Here is an 18,330-nt window from a genome sequence, read left to right as displayed (position 1 = left end):
CCTTGGCGCACTGAAAATCTGTCTATTTTTCCCCTCACGGCGATGCCGCCGCCGCGAAGACCCGCGCGAACCCCTCGACGAGTTCCTCGTCGGAATAGACAAGCGGATCCTCGACATGCTCGACCATGCCTTTCATGGTCAGCAGGCCGATGGCGGCGAGATAGGCCAGGAAGGCCAGAAGCCGCGGCTCGACGGCGGCACGGGACCGCGTTTCGCCGCCCTCCCCCGCAAGCTTTGCCGTCGTTCGGGCCAGCAATTGCTCGTTCAGAGGGCGCATCCGCGCCAGTTGCTCGTCGGTCCAATGGATGGCACCGGCACCGGCCACCTGGCCGAACAGGAAAGCCAGCCGGAAATCGTCCAGCTTCGGCGCGAAGGCGTGGACCGTCTCGCGGATGATTGCACCCAGCATCTGGCCGCCGGTGTCCGCCCCTTCCACCGCGACGTCGACGGCCTGGGCATGCCCCTCGAGCGCGCCGAAGACGAGCTCGAAGACCAGCGCATCCTTGGAGGGGAAATAATAATAGAGCCCCGTCTTCGACATGCCGGCTTCCTTGGCGACCGCGTCCAGCGTCATCGCGGCCGCCCCACTCCGAAGCAGCACCGCGCGCGCCGCGCCGAGGATCTCCTCGCGGGAACGATCGCGCCGCCGTTCCTGCCGCGCCTGCCGGGCGGAACTCAAACTGCGGTCGGTGGTGTCGGTACGGTCTTCGTTCATCGGTATCCCTGCCATCGATGCATCCAATCTTATACCGAACGATTGGTAACATGTCTATAGATTGACAAATTCGACCAATGGTCTAAAAATCCGAATGCAGTCGGATGGATGCGTTGCCTTGGGCGACGGCCGGTGCATGGGAGACGGAAATGGACAGGCTGAACTTCGCCGACCCGGTCTTCGCGACCTATGCGGTAGCTGCTTCGATCATGATCCTGAAGGCCGTGAGCCTGTCATGGCTGACGGTCATCGCCATGATCCGCGAGAATGGCGGCTTTCGAAATCCCGAGGATGCGAAGAAGACACCATTCAACCCGAAGCCGAACCCGCATCAGCTCGATCTGAACCCGCGCGTCGAGCGCTTCCGCCGCATCCAGCTCAACGATCTGGAAAGCCTGCCCTATTTCCTCGTCGCCGGATTGCTCTTCGTCCTGACGAGCCCGTCGCTCGTGCTGGCGCAATGGCTGCTCTACGGCTTCGTCGTGACGCGGCTGCTCCATTTCGTCGCCTATGCGACGGCGCAGACCCACGATGTGCGCTCGCTGATCTGGACGCCCGGCTCGCTGATCCTGATCTTCATCAGCGGCCGCGTGCTGCTCTACGGCATCGGATGGCTCTGAGACCATCGACGACGATTAATTTGCCAGCCGGCCTATAAGCCGGGTTCTGTAGGGCGGCGGTTTCCCGCCGCGTGACGACCATTCATCTTGGACGTCCGTTGCCGGACGCCTCGCGCGACCTACCCGGGCGGCGGGCTTGGAAACTGCCTGGACCCGAAGGTCCGTGCCGCCCCTATTCGGTCTTGCTCCCGGTGGGGTTTGCCGTGCCGCCGCCATTGCTGGAAGCGCGGTGGGCTCTTACCCCACCCTTTCACCCTTACCCGGCGCGAACGCCGGGCGGTTTGCTCTCTGTGGCACTTTCCCTGAGGTCGCCCTCGCCGGGCGTTACCCGGCACCGTGTTTCCATGGAGCCCGGACTTTCCTCCCCTGCAACCTTTCGGTTCTGCAGCAGCGGTCGTCCGGCCGACTGGCCCGCCCGACTTATGGGGCGGGCGGGAGCGGGTCAAGCCCGCGCGGCAAACCGGTTCCGGCGAAACAGGAAAAACCGGTGCGGCGCGGACGTAAAACCAGCGCGCGCCGCACCGCCGATGCACCTCAGTTCGAGGCGATCAACTGCTTGACCTTGCCGCAGTAACGCAGCGGGCCGCTGGACATGCGCTTGGCGCCATGACCAGCATTGTAGCGAAGGATCGTGCCGCAGAGATCGCCGCCGGCAATCTGCCGCGCCTGGCCCAGATACATCATGCCGTACCGGATGTTCGTCGCCGGCTCATAGAGCCCCTTGGCACTGCCGCGATAACCCATGCCGCGAGCCGTCTGCAGCTTGACCTGCATAAGGCCGATCTCGCCGGCGGAGCCGCGCATCTTCGGATTATAGTTGCTCTCGACACGGACAACCGCATGAGCCAGCGAGATCGGAACGTTGTTGGCGCTCGCATAGCTCGCGATCAGGCCGTCAAAATCATCCGTCCGGCTGGCGGCGGCGATGCGGCTCGTATTGTTCTTCAAAAGGCGGGCCGAACCAGCTTCGGCAAAAGAGATCGAAAATCCGCTCAGGAGAACCATAGCGGCCAGAGAGGCGGACAGACCCGTTACGCAGAACTTCTTCATTCCGTGGACGCACTCGCATTGTTGACGACGGCGCACCCTTTCGCCGGTCAACCGTCCCGAAATGGGGCAGGAAAACTCAAATCAAATGTATTTCTGAAATACTTCGTGAACAACGAGATGTCAGTCGCGCGCCATCTCGGCGGCCCCCTGCCCGGCTGGCGGGGTCAGCGCGCGGGCCAGACGGTGCAGCGTTGCGATCGTCGAGGCGTCGGCGACGCCATCGACCCGTTCGGGCCGGAAGTGACGCTGGAAGGCGGCGACGACCTGCTGGGTGTCGGTTCCGAAGTCGCCATCGATATCAAGGCCGTAGCCATACCAGGCCAGCAGCCCCTGCAGCGCCTCGACCGGGGCTCCGTGATCGCCGATCTGGAAAAACCGTCCGCCACGGATCGGCTCCGGCTCGACGAAATGGCCCAATCCAGCGCCCGCGAGCCGCGCCCAGGGAAACTTCTCGCCGGGATCGCGCTTGCGCCCCGGAGCGACATCCGAATGCGCCAGAACGCGCGCCGCAGGAATAGGGTTCCGGGCGCAAATGTCGCAGCCGAGCGCGATCACCGCTTCGATCTGCACGTCCGGAAAATCCGGATAGCCGTGATCATGGCCGCAATTGGCGATCTCGATCCCGATCGAGCGCGAATTGATGTCGCCCTGCCCTTTCCATGTCGAGACGCCGGCATGCCAGGCCCGGTCGCGCTCGCTGACGAGCTGCGTGATCGTGCCGTCCTCGGCGACGACATAATGGCACGAGACCTGCGAACGCGGATCGGCGAGCCAGGCGATGGCGGCGTCCGCCGTCGGCATGTCGGTATAGTGCAGGAGCAGGATGTCGGTTGCGATGCCCTCGGCGCGGCCTCCGAAATTCGCAGACGGCCGCAGGGCGTTCACAAGCGGGCTGTCGCCGATCATGCGAAGGCGCGCTCCCGGCGGATGCGGTCGTAGGCTACATTGAGCGCCGCAACCTTGGCGGTCGCGATCGCGATGAATTCGGCCGGCACGCCGCGCGCGATCAGCTTGTCGGGATGGGTCTCGGAGACGATGCGGCGATAATGGCGCTTCACATCATCATTCGACGCCGAGCGCTCGATGCCGAGGATACGGTATGGGTCGCCATCGGCCGGCACGAGATGCCGGCTCTCGATCCTGAGATAGGCCGTCTCGCTGATGCCGAAGATCGACGCGACCCGCGAGATGAAGGCGAGTTCGTCCTCATGCAGCGCGCCATCGGCCGTCGCGATGTGGAACAGTCCGTCGACGATGTCCTCGAACACCTCCGAGCCCTCGTCGAACAGTCCCGCCATCCGCTTCGCATAGGATTCGAAGCCGGCGACGTCCTGCTTGGCTAAATTGAACAGTCGCGCGACATTGCCGCGTTCGGCCTCCGGGATCTCGAAGAGTTCCTTGAACGCGGCGATCTCGTCGCTGGTAACGACACCGTCCGCCTTCGCCATCTTGGCCGAAAGCGCGATCATGGCGATCGAAAACGCCGCATGGCGCCGTTCGGCCGCCGTGCCGAAGGTCGAGCGTATGGCCTCGACCACATGGTCGACCACAGCGCAGCCGCCGGGGATGCGGCAAATCATGTCCCCGAGTCGGTTCCAGAAGCTCATGACGCCGCATCATAAGGAACGATCGCGGCGGCGGCGAGACTGCAGAGCGCCGCAGCCCACCGGTTCTTCCAGGGGTAGTTCCTCGGTCGCTCGATTACCCCTGACTAGCGTCGCCTCCCGGCTTCGGCTGCGGATCCGGCACTGCGGGATCTTGGACGACTGCGTCTCCAGGCCTATTGGCCGCCCTTGGGATGTCTCTCTCTTCTGCATCCGGATCATTCTGAACCGGATTTGGAGAAACTGGCGAGGTCTGGACGACAACCGTTTTCGCCTCGGTCTCGGCGGCCCGAGCCTCGATCTGGCGGGTTGTCGACGTCAAAAGGTTCGGGACCAGGCGCTCGGAGAAGCCGGCCAGAATCGCCCATATGATCAGAAGGGCGAGATCGCGCGATGGGACGAGAGCGTTCGGCGTCAATATCCCGAGAACCGTGGTGATCCCCCTCCCCTCCTTGGAGGCTTCCGTGTTCTCAGTGCCGCCCCCACCAGCAGTGCCATCGCCGGACCCGGACGTCGCTGTTCCCACGGCATCCGGGCAGGGATTGTCCGCCTTGTCGCAGGGCGCGGGCTGTTTTTCGGCTTCGACCCGGCAGTCGACGGGGTCGGCCAGCAGGTTGCAGAACGGCCCCGTGGCATCCGGCGATTTCGCGGCGACATAGGTCAACGCCCTGAGATCCGGGACGAGCGGCCCGGTCAGCAATCCGGAGGCGGCAAAGAAGTAGATGAACATAGCGCCGACCGTGCCAATCAGAAGATGCAGCAACACGTTTGCGCTGCTGTAATAGGCGTCGGCATCGTCCAGGGGTACCGCCGTGATCGTCGCCTCCTGGAACCGGGTGTAGCGGCTGAACAAGGCACCCACCGCCCCGAACGTCACCGCCGTATAGAGCCCGTAATTGGGAAAGGTCGTCACGATCCACGCGATCCCGCCGCCGACCTGCTTCAGCGGCGCGACCGGATAGACGAGGCTGGCGCGATGCAGCAGGAAGATCAAAAACGGTAACATCGCGAAGCCCACGGCCCAACGTGTCAGCCGGCTGACGAAGGCGATCGCCTGTGACCGGCGGAAACGCACCTGGGCACTGCGAAGCCCGAAATGCTGCAGGTCGGTGACGATGCCGAGCAGGAATGCCCGCTTCCGCGTATCGTCGAGCCCGGCTTGCGCCATAAGGTTCGTGTAGCGAGCGGCGCTCTCAGCCGCATCCGGTATGCCGCGCCGCTTGGCCTCGACCAATTTTCGGGCGATCGCCTCGTCGAGGGCCGGTCCCGACACGCCGTTGATAAGCAACTGCTCGGCGACGTTGAGGTCGGCCAGTCCCGATCCTGGCGCAAGCCGCCTCTTGATCTCGGCATCGACAGCTGCAGGCAGGACCGACGCCACGTCTGGACCGACCGGGGACAACGATATCCACATGGCCGTCAGCAAGTTGCGCTGCTCTTCGACCGACGCCGACTTGCCGAGCGAACGGGTCGCTGCCGCGCTGTCGTCACCCGTCAATTTGCTATCTTCGTTCGCCGGGTCTTCGTCCTGTTGCATGCTCATCGCGCCCCACCACCATAAGACGATGAGCTCGTTTATACATCTTATTAGTGTATTTTCTACTCCTTGCGATCTATGGGACGCCTGTGGTTGGTGATCATCAATGGAACAAGCAGGGATCGGCTTCCAAAATGAGCAGCGCCTGGGATTTCTGGATCGATCGCGGCGGCACGTTTACAGACATCGTCGCGCGCGATCCCGCCGGCGGGCTTCGCGCCCATAAGCTGCTGTCGGTCAATCCGGGCGCCTATCGCGATGCCGCTGTGCAGGGCATCCGCGAAATCCTGGGCCTGGCCCCCGGCGCGCCGATCCCGCCTGGCACGATCCGCACCGTCAAGATGGGCACCACCGTCGCGACCAACGCCCTGCTGGAGCGCAAGGGAGACCGCACGCTGCTGCTCATCACGCGTGGCTTCCGCGATGCGCTCAAGATCGGCTATCAGGCGCGGCCCGACATCTTCGCCAAGAAGATCGTCAAGCCCGAGCTGCTCTATGAGCGCGTCGCCGAAATCGGCGAGCGCGTGCGCGTCGACGGCACGGTCGAGGCCTCGCCCGATCCCGCCGAGATCGAGGCCGCGCTCACGGAGGCACTCGCCGACGGCATCCGCTCGGTTGCCATCGTGTTCATGCATGCCTGGAAATACCCGGCACATGAGCAGATTGCCGCAGAAATCGTCCGCCGGATGGGCTTCCCGCAGGTCTCGGTCTCGCACGAGGTCTCGCCGCTGATGAAGCTGGTCGGCCGCGGCGACACGACGGTCGTCGATGCCTATCTCTCGCCGATCCTGCGCCGCTATGTCGGCGAGGTGGCGAGCGATCTCGGCGTCGCCGGGACAACATCCGAAGACGCGCCCAAACTCATGTTCATGATGTCCTCCGGCGGGCTGACGGCGGCGGATCTGTTCCAGGGCAAGGACGCGATCCTCTCCGGTCCGGCCGGCGGCGTGGTGGCGGCGGCGGAGACGGCGCGGCAGGCGGGATTCGGCGAAGTCATCGGCTTCGACATGGGCGGCACGTCGACCGATGTCTCGCACTATGACGGCGCCTATGAGCGCTCCTTCGAGACGGAAGTGGCTGGCGTTCGCATGCGCGCACCGATGATGCGCATCCACACGGTCGCGGCCGGCGGCGGCTCGATCCTGCATTATGACGGCGCCCGCTTCCGCGTCGGCCCGGATTCGGCTGGCGCCGATCCCGGCCCCGCTGCCTATCGCCGCGGCGGACCGCTGACCGTCACCGACGCCAATGTCATGACCGGTAAGCTCCGGCCGGACTATTTCCCCGCGATCTTCGGACCCCGCCGCGACCAGAAGCTCGACGGCGAGGTCGTTCGTGAACGCTTCGAGGCGCTGGCGCGCGCGATCGGCGACGGCCGCCCGGCGGAGGCCATCGCCGATGGCTTCCTCAAGATCGCCACCCAGAACATGGCGAACGCGATCAAGAAGATCTCCGTCCAGCGTGGCTACGACGTCACCGAATATGTGCTGAACTGCTTCGGCGGCGCGGGCGGGCAGCATGCATGCGATGTCGCCGACAGCCTCGGCATGACCAAGGTGCTGATCCATCCCTATTCGGGCATCCTCTCCGCCTATGGTATGGGCCTCGCCGATATCCGCGCCCATCGCACGGTCGCCGTGGTCAAGCGCCTGGAAGAGCCAGTGGTGGAGGAACTCCAGCGGCTTGAATCAAAACTTGAAGTCGACCTTGCCGGCGAACTTCAGCAACAGGGCGTAAGCGATTCCGACATCTCGATCTTTGCCCGTGCCCATCTGCGCTATGACGGCACCGATACGCCGATCCCGATCGAGATCCTGACGGACGGCAAGTGGCTCCCCCTCCCCGCCATGATCGAGGCGTTCGAGGCGGCGCACCGCAAGCAGTTCGGCTTCGTCTTCGAGGGCAAGGCGATCGTCGCCGAGAGCCTGGAGGTCGAAGCCGTCGGCGGCGGCGCGGCGATCGTCGAGCCGACCGAGGCGACGGCGCCAAGCCGGGCGCGGCCGGAAGCCGAGGCGATGATCTTCTCCGGCGGCGCGCATCATCAGGCCGGGATATTCCGCCGTGGCCGGCTCGATCGTGGTGCGGTCATCGCCGGGCCGGCCCTCATCGTCGAGCCGCACCAGACCATCGTCATCGAACCCGGCTGGCGGGCCGAGATCACGGCCCGCGACCATGTGCTGCTGACGCGCGTCAGTGTGTTGGAGCGCCACCGCGCAGTCGGCACCGACGCCGATCCGGTCATGCTGGAAGTGTTCAACAACCTCTTCATGTCGATCGCCGAGCAGATGGGCGTGACGCTGCAGAACACCGCCTATTCGGTCAACATCAAGGAGCGGCTCGATTTCTCCTGCGCGGTCTTCGATGCAAAGGGCCACCTTGTCGCCAACGCCCCGCATATGCCGGTGCATCTCGGCTCGATGGACCGATCGGTCGAGACGATTATCGAACTGAACCGCGGCACGATGTGCCCTGGCGACGTCTATGCGCTGAACGCGCCCTATAATGGCGGCACGCATCTGCCTGACATCACCGTGGTCTCGCCGGTCTTCGACGAGGCGGGCGACAAGATCCTCTTCTTCGTCGCCAGCCGTGGCCATCATGCCGATGTCGGCGGCTCGGCCCCCGGCTCGATGACACCGCGCGCTACGACGGTCGATGAGGAAGGCGTGCTGATCGACAATCTGAAGCTCGTCGATCGCGGCCATTTTCGCGAGGCGGAACTGGTCGAGGTCCTGACCCACCATGCCTGGCCCGTGCGCAACGTCGTCCAGAACGTCGCCGATCTGAAGGCGCAGATCGCCGCCAACGAAAAGGGCGTGCAGGAACTCGCCAAGATGGTCGCCCATTTCGGGCTTCCGACCGTCACCGCCTATATGGGCCATGTGCAGGACAACGCGGCCGAGAGCGTCCGCCGCGTGCTGGAGGCGCTGAAGGATTCGGAATTCGCGGTAGAGACCGACCAGGGCGCCACGATCCGCGTCAAGATCACGGTCGACAAGGAGAAGCGCGAGGCGACGGTCGATTTCACCGGCACCAGCCCGCAGCAGGAGACCAATTTCAACGCGCCCGAGCCGGTGACGCGCGCCGCCGTGCTCTATGCCTTCCGCGTCATGGTCGAGGGCGACATACCGATGAATGCCGGCTGCCTCCGGCCGATCCACATCATCATCCCGGAAGGCTCGATGCTGGCACCGCGCTATCCGGCCGCCGTCGTCGCCGGCAATGTCGAGACCAGCCAGCACGTCACCAACGCCCTGTTCGGCGCTCTGGGGGCGCTCTCCTCGGCGCAGGGCTCGATGAACAACCTCACCTTCGGCAATGCGAAGTACCAGTATTACGAGACGATCTGCTCCGGCTCGTCGGCGGGCGTGTTCAACGACGGCACCGGCTTCGACGGCACGGACGGCGTCCACACGCACATGACCAATTCCCGCCTCACCGACCCGGAAGTTCTGGAATTCCGCTTCCCGGTGCTGCTCGAGGATTTCCGTATCCGCGAGGGTTCCGGCGGCAAGGGAAAATGGTCGGCCGGCGGCGGCACGACGCGCACGCTCCGCTTCCTGGAGGAGATGGACCTCGCCATCCTCGCCTCGCATCGCACGATCCATCCGCACGGTCTACTCGGGGGCGCAGAAGGCGCGCTTGGCAAGACGGAGGTCCGCCGCCAGGATGGCCGAACCGAAACGCTCGACGGCTGCGACCAGACCGTGCTGAAGCCGGGCGAAGCCGTGATCGTCACGACGCCGACCGGCGGGGGATATGGGCGCGGCTGACCCGCCGCGGCTCGCATCAAGCAGCGATTGCCAGCGCGCCCTTGAGCTTCTGCCATTCGGCCGGCTCCAGGAACGGCCGCACGCTCGTCGCGCATACGACTTCGAAGATCGTCGCCGGCATCGCCGACTTCATGCCGCCCAGCATCTCGATGCGTTCGCCATGGTTCATCGCAGGCATCATCATGGTGAGATGATCCATCATCATCTGCGGATCGATGGAGGCGACGATGCGCTGCTCGATCAGACGTAGTTCGTCATCGCTGAAGAGCTGGTGGAGCAGCGACAGCGTCTCCGTCTCCTCCTCAACCATGTGCTCGAAATCCGCCGCGATGAACAGCGAGTAGCGCAGATAGAGCGCCCGAAGCAGCGCGGGCAGATGCGCCGCCGTCGCCATTTCGATGTCGTCGAGCATGGCGCTGAGTTCGTCGAAATCGCGCTCATGTTCCTCGTGATCGTCGGCGAGGCGTTCCGTCGCGCCGGAACGGTGCGCCTCGATGACTTCATGGATGTGGATGTTCTCGTGTTCCAGATGACCGCGACCGACCGCGATCAGCTTGCGCATGTCGGCGGCGATCGAAGCCACGGCGACCGCATCTTCCGGATCGACGGACCCCAGCCGTCCAAGCAGCAGCATCTGCGCCCGGCGCAGCGCCTTGTGCGGCATGGTGTAGAGATTGTAGCGCGTCTCATCGACGTAGATCGTGTTGTGGATCGTCATGGCGTCCTCCTTACGTTGAGGACCGTCGATCTAGTGAAATGCGCAAATGCCGTCTGTGAAGCGGGTCACTGGACGTTCAAAGCGCTTTGAGGCCCGGCCGGGTCCTCAATCCGCGGTCGCAGCAGAAGGTTGCGGCGGTGGCGCGCTGCGGCTCGCGCGATAGAGCCGCCAATTCCGCCGTGGATCGATCGGCAGGAAGATGAAGAAGCCGCGCCACAGGCCAACTACGGTGACGACGAGTGCCAGCGCGCCGACGACGGTGCCCAGCAGGCCGACCACCTTCATGGCCGCGGCCTCGCCCCAGCGCCAGCCGACCAACTGATAGAGCACGCGCCCGCCATCGAGCGGAATCGCGGGCAGCAGGTTGAAGAGGCCAAGGGCCAAATTGATGAACGCCAGCGTATTCAGTGACCAGCCTAGCAGCCAAGACGACGCCAGGGGCGCAAGCGCATATCCGAGAAGCGCGAGGCCCAGATTGACGGCCGGCCCGGCAATGGTGACCAGAATGCGATCACGCCGGGTATAGGGCTCCCGATTTAGCGTCGTGATGCCACCCAGCCATTGCAGCACGATCGTCTTGGGCATAATCCCGCAGCGGAACGCCGCGAACGCATGGCCATATTCATGCAGGAGGATGGACAGGCCGAGTGTCGCGGCAACCACCGCGCCCATGATCAGCGTCGTCGTGGTGCCAGCGATCCAGAACGGCATCGAAAGCAGGAACAGCGTCAGGGGGAAGCCGGCCTCGATCTTCAGTTTGGGCTGGGGGAATCGCATGTTCTGGCTCCGATCGACTGATCTCGACCGGAAATTCGTGCCCGTGCAAGTCAAGATTGCATGACGCGTGCAAGATCGGCGCCCCGCGCCGGCCCGCGTTACTCCGCGTAAGAAAGCGGGATCGAGGCCGGCGGCGTATAGCGTCCTTGCGCCGACGGGGCGTTCGCCTGCGGATAGACCGGCTGCGGAAAGGTGGGGGCAGCCGGCTGGGCGCTCAGAACCTGCTGTTCCGGGCTTGGCACCGTGGCGTCGGGCGTCCCAAGATTGTCGTCCCAGCGATAGGTGAAGGCGCGCTGCTCCATGGTCACCGGCGTCGCCCCGCCCGGCGGCAGGCTCACCATCGGCACATTGGGATCGAGCGTCGCTGGCGGCAAATCTAGCTTCGGCCGGCAATAGCGGGATGTCCCCGCCGCGTTGTGATGGGCGAGGTCGATATGGATGTGGTCCTCGTGCAACCGGTTCGAGCCGGGGCCGAGGACGGTGGTGAAATACTGGCAGGCCGAGATCAGCGTCTCGCGCAGGAAGGCCTGCTCCGCCGGGTCGCCGCCCCACCAGTCGCCCTTCACGCGGATCGTGGTACCGTTGGCGAGGCGGAAACCGGCGACGTCGAAGGCGTTGGCGAAGGCGTGCTCCGACAGCTTCTCGCCATGGATATTGTTGCGGGACCGGCAGGAATAGGTGCCCATGGTCAGGATCTCGGTCACGGGCATGCCGAAGCGGCGCATCGCCGCCGGCTGGACCGATTTCTTGACCCAGTTCTCCATCGACCAGGTCATCATGCAGCCGAGCACGACATCGCCGCCGGTAACCGCGACGACGCCACCTTCGAAGGCGTTCACCTTAAGGGGAATTTCGATGCCGCAGGCGCCGCGCCCGTCGATTTCCTTGGCCGGCTTCTGGAAATAGCTCGGTACCACGAGCTTTTCCTGAAAGCATGCGCGCTCGCTCGCGTCCCGCCAGGTCTCCCGTTCTTCAAAGAAGCTCAGGCCGCACCCGGAGAGAGCGAGGAGCGCGAACACCGACAGGATACGCAACGCAACGCAACGCAACATGATCGCTAGAATGCGACCGAACGGTTTAAGGAAACGTCAAGCCTGCCGGCAGTTCGCTCCCCGCCTCAGCCGAGCGGCCGCGTCTCTTCCCACCAGGAGAAGACGATGTCGCGCAGCGCCTCACCGTCGCGCGGACCATATTGCTCACGCCGGGCCAACCGCCCGAGCATGGCAAGCTCTTCGGCATCGAGCGAAATGTCGATGGCCTCATATTCGATGGGCGTATTGACGAATTCAGGCTGGTACTGCGGATCGCGCGACAGCTTGCGCTCCGTGCGGATCGCCTGGACTTTGAAATCGGCGACGGTTCGCTGGGTCCGCCACGAACGTAGCGGCGGGACGGCGGCCAGATCCTCCGCACTCGCCTCGAAGATCTGGATCTTCGCCGGCTTGATGGAGAAATTCGAGGTCCGCATGACGTCGGCGCCGCAGATGTTCGGCACGGCGAGCACGTCCATCAGCGCAAGCAGTTCGACATAGTCGCCCGGCTTCGACGCCTGCCGCGTGATGAAGGTGCGGCCATTTTCGTCGACGCCGGTGCACATGAACAGGTTGAACGAGTCATGCACATCGTCCGGCGTCAGCCCGTATTCGCGCTGCGCTTCGGCCTGGATGTCCTGGCAATTGGTGTGGGCGTCAAAGCCATAGACCGATTCATAGACATTGGCGCTGCAGCGCGGAAACATCACGTCGTTGCAGCCGGCCGTGTCGTCCAGAATATACATCATCGCCCGCTCGCGCGGTGGCGCGGACCAGAGGAAACTGCCCTTGGTAGGATGGATGCCATGCAGCGTCCGCGTCCGTCCGCAATGGAAATATTCCTTGTAGTCGTCGAGGTTGAAGCAGTTGAAGTCGAGGCACTGGCCGCCCTCGATCTGCTCCATCCGGACGATCCAGCCTTTCCGGACCTCAAGCGCCTTGCCGGTGCCGGGCTCCAGGATGAATTCGTCGATCAAACGGCGCATGGCTCAGCTCTTCTCGGCATGAAGTTCGGAATATTGGCGCAGCGCCAGGCGGATCAGAGCGGCCCGATCGGGGGCGAGGCCTGCCGCGACTGTCCTGTCGAGCAAGTCCTTTTGCTGCTGGTTGAGGTGGATAGTCACGCTGGTGTCGGCCATCGGATCTCCGTCTCGTATACATGATTGAAGCCGCGATACGTCGCCGGACTTTACGACGAAGTCCGCGCATCGTTGGCATTGCGCGAAATATGGCAGATTATCGGAAGCCGTCCCGCTCAAACTGTGAGCATCCCTGCGCCGATTTTGTGCATATCGCATACTTGTTGGCGATAATCTCGTATACTAAAAATGGGTCATCGGCATATCCAGTCCAAGGACCGACATGCGCAGTCCCTCCACTCGCAGCGACGTCGTCTACACGGTGCTTCGCCGCGCCGTGATCGAGCAGGCCCTTAGTCCGGGTGCCAAACTGCTCGAAGACGAGATCGGCGCGCATTTTGGCGTAAGCCGCACTGTCGTGCGCGCCGCCTTGCAGAAGCTCGCCAGCGACGGATTGGTCGAAATGAAGGCCAAGCGCACCGCGACGGTGGCACGGCCAAGTCTGGAGGAGGCGCGGGCGATCTTCGAGGTTCGCCGCTGCCTGGAGCGCGAGGCCATCCGCCTGCTGGCCGAGCGCTGGCGCCCCGAGTTCGGCGCCGATTTGGAGGGGCATGTCCGCGACGAGGAGGAGGCGGCCAAGCGCCAGGACAAGGCGCTCTCGATCCGCCTTGCCGGCGAATTCCATATCCGCCTCGCACAGATGACCGGCAATGAATTGCTGCTGCGCTACGTCTCCGAGGTCGTGTCGCGCTGTTCGCTGATCCTCGCCGTCTTCGGACGGCCGCACTCCTCCGAATGCGGCATCAACGAACATCGCGACGTGATCGCGGCGCTGCGCTCGGGCGATATCGGGCGGGCCGTCGAGGTGATGGATCATCACGTCGCGCTGGTCGAATCCCGTGCCCTGATCGCCGAGGACGGCGAGACGCCCGATCTCGGCGCGATCATTGGCCGTTACCTGCCATCGGCCGCCTCGCCCGACGTGGTTCCCCTGCCCTCCCGCCGGCGGACCGGCAGGGCGGCGTCATGACCACCGAGCATCGCTTCTTCGACGTAGCCGCCCTGTCGCGGCGTGATTGCTACAAGCTCCTGATCGGCACAGTCATTCCGCGTCCGATCGCGCTCGTCACCACGGTGAACGAAACAGGACAGGTCAACGCGGCGCCGTTCTCGTTCTTCAACGTCCTCTCCGACGATCCGCCCATCCTGGCGCTGGGCGTCGAGAATCACGCCGACATGTCGCTCAAGGACACCGCGCACAATATCCGTATGACGGAAGTGTTCACGGTGAACATCGTCTCGGCCGAGATTATCGCCGCGATGAATGTCTGCGCCGTACCGTTTTCGCCGGAAATCGATGAACTCGCTGAGGCCGGGTTGACGCCGCTGCCCGGCGTTCACATCCCCGTTCCGCGCATCGCGGAGGCGCCGGCCGCCTTCGAATGCGAGCGCCACACGACGCTCGAGATCGGCCGCGCCCGGCAGATCATCCTGGGCCGCATCGTCGGCATCCATGTGCGAGCCGACGCCGTGGACGAGCGTAACCATGTCGACCCCGACCGCATCGACGCCATCGGCCGCATGGGCGGCCATGGCTATGCGTTTACACGCGACCTTTTCGACTTGCCGACGATGACCCACGCCGAATGGCGGGCACGGCAAGACGACCTCCAGACGACCTGACGGCCACAACGGACCGTCCGTTCGCGCGCGATCCCCATCGGCGATGAGCGCCTCCCCGCTCGTCGCCCGGCGGAGCGGTTTGCGCATTTTCGACAAGAACCAGAGGGGAATGAGCATGAATGGAATTTCAAGACGAACGCTGATGAAAGGCGCCGCCTTCGGTGCCGTCGCCGCCGCAACCGGATTGCCGCTTGCGGCGAGGGCAGCCGAAGGACTAACCATCGGCCTCATCTATGTTGGCTCGCGCGACGATTTCGGCTGGAACCAGGCGCACGCGGTCGGCGCGCAGGCGCTCAAGACGATACCGGGCGTCACGCTGGTCGAGGAAGAAAACGTCCCCGAGACCGCAGCCGTCTCTAAGACGATCGATTCCATGATCGAGCTCGACAACGCCAAGCTGATCTTCGGCACCTCCTTCGGCTATTTCGATCCCTTCATGATCGAAGCGGCGAAGCAGCACCCCGATGTCCAGTTCCGCCATCCCACATCGCTCTGGAGCGCCGACAAGCACCCGGCCAATCTTGGCGGCTATTATGGCTATCTCGACCAGGCCCATTATGTGAACGGCATCGCTGCGGGCCTTTCAACCCAGACGAACAAGATCGGCTTCATCGCCGCCAAGCCGATCGCGGTCGTTCTGCGCAATCTGAACGCCTTCGCGACCGGCGTTCGCAAGGTCAATCCCAAGGCGGAAGTGCGCCTGATCGTTACCGGCGAATGGTCGCTGCCCGTGCGCGAAGCGGAGGCGGCGAATGCGCTGGCCGATGCAGGTTGCGACGTCATCGCCTGCAATGTCGACAGCCCGAAGGTGATCATCGAGACGGCGGAAAAGCGCGGCATCAAGTCCTGCGGCCACAACGCCAACCAGGCGAACCTGGCGCCCAACGGTTTCATCACGGGCGCCGAGTTGAACTGGGGCACGGTCTATACCGCCTATGCCGACCTGCTGACCAAGGGCGAAAAGCTGCCCAACGAGAATTATGGCGGCTATGACAAGGGAATGGTGCAGAGCACGCCCTTCGGCGCCGGCGCCAGCGATCAGGCCAAGGTGGCGGCTTTGGCAGCGATCGAAGATCTGAAAGCCGGCAAGCCGTATCTGATTGGGCCGGTGAAGACCAATGATGGCCGGGTGATCAGCGAGACGACGGTTTCGCTCTATGATCCCAGCATCTGGAGCACCGATTACCTGGTGGAAGGCATCGTCGGCTCCATCACCTGAACGCGGCGCTCCGAAATCAGGCGCTCAAACACAGAGACCTGTCTCCGCGCTGTACAGCGCGGAGACATTTCATTCCGCGATGGGATGGCTTCAGCCGGTCAGGCCGGCCTCGCGCCCTGGACATGGCGGTCGCGCACAAGGTCGAGCGCCCGCAGCGCCTCGGCGGCCGACAGGCGCTCATAGAGCCGCGCCAGTTCCGCATTCTGTGCCGGAGGTCGGCCGCACCGTTCAGTTCGGATCGTCACAAGGCGGGCGAATGTCTCCCGCGAGACGCCGGCCGACTTGCACAGAACCGCGAGCAAGGTCGGATCGGCGCGGGCGATAAGGCGGGAGACGAGGTCAACCGGCAAGCTCGCATGATCGGCGAGCAGCATCGCGACTTCCAGCATGCGCTCGTCCGAGACGACCGCATCGATGACGCTCGCGACCGCGGGCACCGGCGCCGGCGTGGACGGCCAGCGCTCGGCGAAAGACAAAACCACCGCGCCGCCATCGGGCGCCGGCTCACGCCGCGTCTCGCCTTCGGGACGCAACTGGAACGGCACAACATTGTCTGAGCCGCCGCCATCGCGGCAACGCCGGGCCAGCGTCTCGCCAAGCGCAGCATCGCCGGACGCATCTCGAACCAGACGGGCGAGCCCGGCGGTCGAAAGGCGGGCCATGGTATTGCTGGTGACGACGCGGGACAGCAGCGAATCTCCGCGCGCGACGAGGATATCGGTGACTGCCTCGCCGAGCGGCTGGCGTGAGGCGAGGCAGAAAAGATGCTCGCGCGCCAGTTCGGAGGCGAGCTCGGAAAGATCCGCCTCCGAAAGAACCGGCGAATAGCGCAGCACCGGCTCCGCCAAGGCTATTTCGTTCCGCGCCAGGCCCATGACGACGTCATGCGGCGCAGTCGGCAGATCGGCGATGCGGGCGGCGAATTCCGATTGCTCGTGATAGGGGATCGTCGGCAGCAAATGCCCGACGATATCGCTGTAGAGCCGGCAGATACCTTCATCCACGCGGCAGCCGGCGCTCACGAAGAGGTCGGTGATCGTCGACAGGAGTTCCGCGCGTCCAAGCGGCGAACGGTCCTGGGCCAGCCGGGTCAGTTGATCAAACATGGCACCTCGTTACACGCCGTTGCGACGAGGGGGAGAATGGCAGCCAACCGATAAAAAACGATTGAGCGATGCTCGACTTACACGCATGCGCATTAGGAATTGCGACACCATGGCGGTGGAACGAATCGGGCGTCAGGGTGCACCGCAACGTGACCCCCGGAGGATGCCGTTCCTGGTCACCGTCGATCTGAGGAACAAATAACTACCGAATGCCGATCCGCCTCGATTTACATCCTTGCCGGAAGAGGCGATCGCGTTCATGATTGTGTCAGAATCGCGACGCGGAAAGAGAGACCCGGGAGATGTCCATGAGCCTCGCCAGACCGTTCCAGATGCTCGTCGTCGGCGCCGCCTTCCTCTTCGTCGCCGCGATCGTTGTCGGGCTTCTATAGAGGCGTCAGCTGCCGAGCAGCGCGCGCATCAACGCGACTGCTGCCATGCCGGCGACGGCCGCCAGGATGTCGTTCCGCCGCCACAGGAAGACGGCGATCGTCGCCGCAAATCCAGCATATTCTGCCGGCCCACCATGGAGCGCGATGGGCGCCAGGATCGACCCCATGATGGCGAGCGGCAGCGCCTTCAGCCAGGCCTCGACGCGCGGCGTCACCGCAACGAAGCTCATCAGGAAGAAGCCGGCGATCCGCGTCAGATAAGCGGCAAGCGCCATCGCCGCGACGATGACCGCAAATCCCGCCGTCGTGCCGGGATCGACGCTCATGCCGCCCTCCCCTTCGGCCAGAAGGCCGCCGTAAGGCTGCCGGCGAGTCCGCCGCCAAGCACATGCCAGGACCCACCGACGAAGCGATCAAAGAAGATCGCCACCGCTCCGCCGACGACAAAGGGCAACAGGTCCCCCCTGCCCTTCCAGAAGCCGCAGGCAAGCGACAGGAAGAACGCCGGCAGGAAGAAATCGAGCCCGAGCCGGCGCGTATCGCCGAGCAACTGGCCGAAGGCGGAGCCGGCAATGGTTCCGGCTACCCAGCCCAGCATGCAGGCGAGCCCCATGCCGGCGAAGACGGCGATATCGTGCCGGCCCATGTCGCGCTCGCGCATCGCCGTCGCCCAATTGGGATCGACCAGCAGAAAGAGCGAGGCATAGGAGAGCAACGGCGGCGCGCCGCGCATCCAGGGCTGCATGGCGGCGCCGAAGAGCACATAGCGCGAGTTCATCGCGACGACGGCAACGACCGCGGCGATCAGAGTGTCACTGCCGCCCCAGGAATGCAGCGCCAGCAATTGAGCCGTCCCGGCAAAGACGAAGACGCTCATCGCGCTCGCCCCGGCGACGGTCAGACCGACGCTGCCGGCGAGTACGCCGAACACGACGCCAAAGCCGACCATGCCCGGCAGCAGCGCCATGCCCTCCATGAAACCGCGGCTGAAGCCATCTCGCGTGAAGCGTCTCGACATGATCTCTG

18 protein-coding genes and 1 other RNA gene are annotated in these 18,330 nt (G+C 64.4%); 5 read left to right on the top strand and 14 right to left on the bottom strand.

Features of this window, described 5'->3' with window-relative positions; genetic code table 11:
* Positions 1 to 34: 34 nt before the first annotated feature.
* Positions 35 to 730, bottom strand: a complete 696-nt coding sequence (locus tag OSH05_RS20555) for a TetR/AcrR family transcriptional regulator (RefSeq protein WP_266352876.1) — start codon at positions 728 to 730, stop codon at positions 35 to 37.
* Between the two features lie 134 nt (positions 731 to 864).
* On the opposite strand from OSH05_RS20555, the gene OSH05_RS20550 reads away from it, so the two are divergent.
* Positions 865 to 1,335, top strand: a complete 471-nt coding sequence (locus OSH05_RS20550; RefSeq protein ID WP_104217807.1) for an MAPEG family protein — start codon at positions 865 to 867, stop codon at positions 1,333 to 1,335.
* A gap of 19 nt (positions 1,336 to 1,354) precedes the next feature.
* On the opposite strand, the gene rnpB is transcribed toward OSH05_RS20550, so the two are convergent.
* The 5 genes from rnpB to OSH05_RS20525 all read right to left on the bottom strand — a co-directional run bounded on the left by rnpB (position 1,355) and on the right by OSH05_RS20525 (position 5,487).
* Positions 1,355 to 1,745: RNase P RNA component class A (rnpB, locus tag OSH05_RS20545), an RNA gene on the bottom strand.
* Positions 1,746 to 1,869: 124 nt separating this feature from the next.
* Positions 1,870 to 2,385 carry a lytic transglycosylase domain-containing protein gene (locus tag OSH05_RS20540; RefSeq protein ID WP_104217808.1) on the bottom strand — a complete coding sequence of 172 codons (516 nt, stop codon included), beginning with the start codon at positions 2,383 to 2,385 and terminating at the stop codon, positions 1,870 to 1,872.
* Between the two features lie 120 nt (positions 2,386 to 2,505).
* The gene (locus OSH05_RS20535) at positions 2,506 to 3,291 is read right to left on the bottom strand and encodes an N-acetylmuramoyl-L-alanine amidase (RefSeq protein WP_104217809.1); all 786 of its coding nucleotides are present in this window, start codon (positions 3,289 to 3,291) and stop codon (positions 2,506 to 2,508) included.
* The gene (locus tag OSH05_RS20530; RefSeq protein WP_104217810.1) at positions 3,288 to 3,992 is read right to left on the bottom strand and encodes a J domain-containing protein; all 705 of its coding nucleotides are present in this window, start codon (positions 3,990 to 3,992) and stop codon (positions 3,288 to 3,290) included. The genes OSH05_RS20535 and OSH05_RS20530 overlap by 4 nt, the downstream gene beginning before the upstream one ends.
* 94 nt (positions 3,993 to 4,086) lie before the next feature.
* Positions 4,087 to 5,487: a hypothetical protein gene (locus OSH05_RS20525; protein WP_266352874.1), complete on the bottom strand. Its 1,401-nt coding sequence runs from the start codon at positions 5,485 to 5,487 to the stop codon at positions 4,087 to 4,089.
* Positions 5,488 to 5,660: 173 nt separating this feature from the next.
* Here OSH05_RS20525 and OSH05_RS20520 point away from each other — a divergent pair, with 173 nt between their 5' ends.
* Complete coding sequence (locus OSH05_RS20520; protein WP_104217812.1) at positions 5,661 to 9,299, top strand: hydantoinase B/oxoprolinase family protein; 3,639 nt, start codon at positions 5,661 to 5,663, stop codon at positions 9,297 to 9,299.
* A gap of 16 nt (positions 9,300 to 9,315) precedes the next feature.
* On the opposite strand, the gene OSH05_RS20515 is transcribed toward OSH05_RS20520, so the two are convergent.
* The 5 genes from OSH05_RS20515 to OSH05_RS20495 form a co-directional block, all read right to left on the bottom strand.
* On the bottom strand, positions 9,316 to 10,017 hold the full coding sequence (locus OSH05_RS20515; protein ID WP_104217813.1) for a hemerythrin domain-containing protein: 702 nt from the start codon (positions 10,015 to 10,017) through the stop codon (positions 9,316 to 9,318).
* Positions 10,018 to 10,122: 105 nt separating this feature from the next.
* Positions 10,123 to 10,794, bottom strand: coding sequence for a site-2 protease family protein (locus tag OSH05_RS20510; RefSeq protein ID WP_104217814.1), 672 nt, complete (start codon positions 10,792 to 10,794; stop codon positions 10,123 to 10,125).
* Between the two features lie 98 nt (positions 10,795 to 10,892).
* Entirely contained in the window at positions 10,893 to 11,846 is a 954-nt protein-coding gene (locus OSH05_RS20505; protein ID WP_104217815.1) for an extensin-like domain-containing protein, read from the bottom strand.
* A gap of 65 nt (positions 11,847 to 11,911) precedes the next feature.
* Positions 11,912 to 12,811, bottom strand: coding sequence for a DUF1989 domain-containing protein (locus OSH05_RS20500; RefSeq protein ID WP_104217816.1), 900 nt, complete (start codon positions 12,809 to 12,811; stop codon positions 11,912 to 11,914).
* A 3-nt stretch (positions 12,812 to 12,814) separates the two neighbouring features.
* A complete protein-coding gene (locus OSH05_RS20495) occupies positions 12,815 to 12,964 on the bottom strand; it encodes a ribbon-helix-helix protein, CopG family (RefSeq protein WP_165801487.1) in 150 nt (49 codons plus the stop codon).
* Positions 12,965 to 13,187: 223 nt separating this feature from the next.
* On the opposite strand from OSH05_RS20495, the gene OSH05_RS20490 reads away from it, so the two are divergent.
* From OSH05_RS20490 to OSH05_RS20480, 3 genes are all read left to right on the top strand, one after another.
* Positions 13,188 to 13,934, top strand: coding sequence for a GntR family transcriptional regulator (locus tag OSH05_RS20490; RefSeq protein WP_104217817.1), 747 nt, complete (start codon positions 13,188 to 13,190; stop codon positions 13,932 to 13,934).
* Positions 13,931 to 14,587 (top strand): flavin reductase family protein, encoded by a 657-nt coding sequence (locus OSH05_RS20485; protein ID WP_104217818.1) that lies wholly within the window; start codon positions 13,931 to 13,933, stop codon positions 14,585 to 14,587. The genes OSH05_RS20490 and OSH05_RS20485 overlap by 4 nt, the downstream gene beginning before the upstream one ends.
* 109 nt (positions 14,588 to 14,696) lie before the next feature.
* Entirely contained in the window at positions 14,697 to 15,806 is a 1,110-nt protein-coding gene (locus tag OSH05_RS20480) for a BMP family ABC transporter substrate-binding protein (RefSeq protein ID WP_104218202.1), read from the top strand.
* Between the two features lie 98 nt (positions 15,807 to 15,904).
* On the opposite strand, the gene OSH05_RS20475 is transcribed toward OSH05_RS20480, so the two are convergent.
* The 3 genes from OSH05_RS20475 to OSH05_RS20465 all read right to left on the bottom strand — a co-directional run bounded on the left by OSH05_RS20475 (position 15,905) and on the right by OSH05_RS20465 (position 18,322).
* The gene (locus OSH05_RS20475) at positions 15,905 to 16,912 is read right to left on the bottom strand and encodes a DUF2336 domain-containing protein (RefSeq protein ID WP_104217819.1); all 1,008 of its coding nucleotides are present in this window, start codon (positions 16,910 to 16,912) and stop codon (positions 15,905 to 15,907) included.
* Between the two features lie 397 nt (positions 16,913 to 17,309).
* Positions 17,310 to 17,630: an AzlD family protein gene (locus OSH05_RS20470; protein WP_207778707.1), complete on the bottom strand. Its 321-nt coding sequence runs from the start codon at positions 17,628 to 17,630 to the stop codon at positions 17,310 to 17,312.
* Positions 17,627 to 18,322 (bottom strand): AzlC family ABC transporter permease, encoded by a 696-nt coding sequence (locus OSH05_RS20465; RefSeq protein ID WP_165801488.1) that lies wholly within the window; start codon positions 18,320 to 18,322, stop codon positions 17,627 to 17,629. Before OSH05_RS20465 ends, OSH05_RS20470 begins: the two co-directional genes overlap by 4 nt.
* Between the last annotated feature and the right edge of the window lie 8 nt (positions 18,323 to 18,330).

This window comes from Kaistia algarum (genome assembly GCF_026343945.1).
GTDB classification, from domain to species: Bacteria; Pseudomonadota; Alphaproteobacteria; order Rhizobiales; family Kaistiaceae; genus Kaistia; species Kaistia algarum.
The sequence above is the reverse complement of the archived record's forward strand: the minus strand, read 5'-3'. Positions and strand labels throughout refer to the sequence as shown.

Coding starts and splice junctions, on each gene's coding strand:
- OSH05_RS20475 (WP_104217819.1), bottom strand. CDS start 16,912: ATGTTTGATCAACTGACCCGGCTGGCCCAGGACCGTTCGCCGCTTGGA.
- OSH05_RS20540 (WP_104217808.1), bottom strand. CDS start 2,385: ATGAAGAAGTTCTGCGTAACGGGTCTGTCCGCCTCTCTGGCCGCTATG.
- OSH05_RS20465 (WP_165801488.1), bottom strand. CDS start 18,322: ATGTCGAGACGCTTCACGCGAGATGGCTTCAGCCGCGGTTTCATGGAG.
- OSH05_RS20490 (WP_104217817.1), top strand. CDS start 13,188: ATGCGCAGTCCCTCCACTCGCAGCGACGTCGTCTACACGGTGCTTCGC.
- OSH05_RS20495 (WP_165801487.1), bottom strand. CDS start 12,964: ATGGCCGACACCAGCGTGACTATCCACCTCAACCAGCAGCAAAAGGAC.
- OSH05_RS20480 (WP_104218202.1), top strand. CDS start 14,697: ATGAGCATGAATGGAATTTCAAGACGAACGCTGATGAAAGGCGCCGCC.
- OSH05_RS20470 (WP_207778707.1), bottom strand. CDS start 17,630: ATGAGCGTCGATCCCGGCACGACGGCGGGATTTGCGGTCATCGTCGCG.
- OSH05_RS20505 (WP_104217815.1), bottom strand. CDS start 11,846: ATGTTGCGTTGCGTTGCGTTGCGTATCCTGTCGGTGTTCGCGCTCCTC.
- OSH05_RS20515 (WP_104217813.1), bottom strand. CDS start 10,017: ATGACGATCCACAACACGATCTACGTCGATGAGACGCGCTACAATCTC.
- OSH05_RS20555 (WP_266352876.1), bottom strand. CDS start 730: ATGGCAGGGATACCGATGAACGAAGACCGTACCGACACCACCGACCGC.
- OSH05_RS20535 (WP_104217809.1), bottom strand. CDS start 3,291: ATGATCGGCGACAGCCCGCTTGTGAACGCCCTGCGGCCGTCTGCGAAT.
- OSH05_RS20520 (WP_104217812.1), top strand. CDS start 5,661: ATGAGCAGCGCCTGGGATTTCTGGATCGATCGCGGCGGCACGTTTACA.
- OSH05_RS20550 (WP_104217807.1), top strand. CDS start 865: ATGGACAGGCTGAACTTCGCCGACCCGGTCTTCGCGACCTATGCGGTA.
- OSH05_RS20510 (WP_104217814.1), bottom strand. CDS start 10,794: ATGCGATTCCCCCAGCCCAAACTGAAGATCGAGGCCGGCTTCCCCCTG.
- OSH05_RS20500 (WP_104217816.1), bottom strand. CDS start 12,811: ATGCGCCGTTTGATCGACGAATTCATCCTGGAGCCCGGCACCGGCAAG.
- OSH05_RS20485 (WP_104217818.1), top strand. CDS start 13,931: ATGACCACCGAGCATCGCTTCTTCGACGTAGCCGCCCTGTCGCGGCGT.
- OSH05_RS20530 (WP_104217810.1), bottom strand. CDS start 3,992: ATGAGCTTCTGGAACCGACTCGGGGACATGATTTGCCGCATCCCCGGC.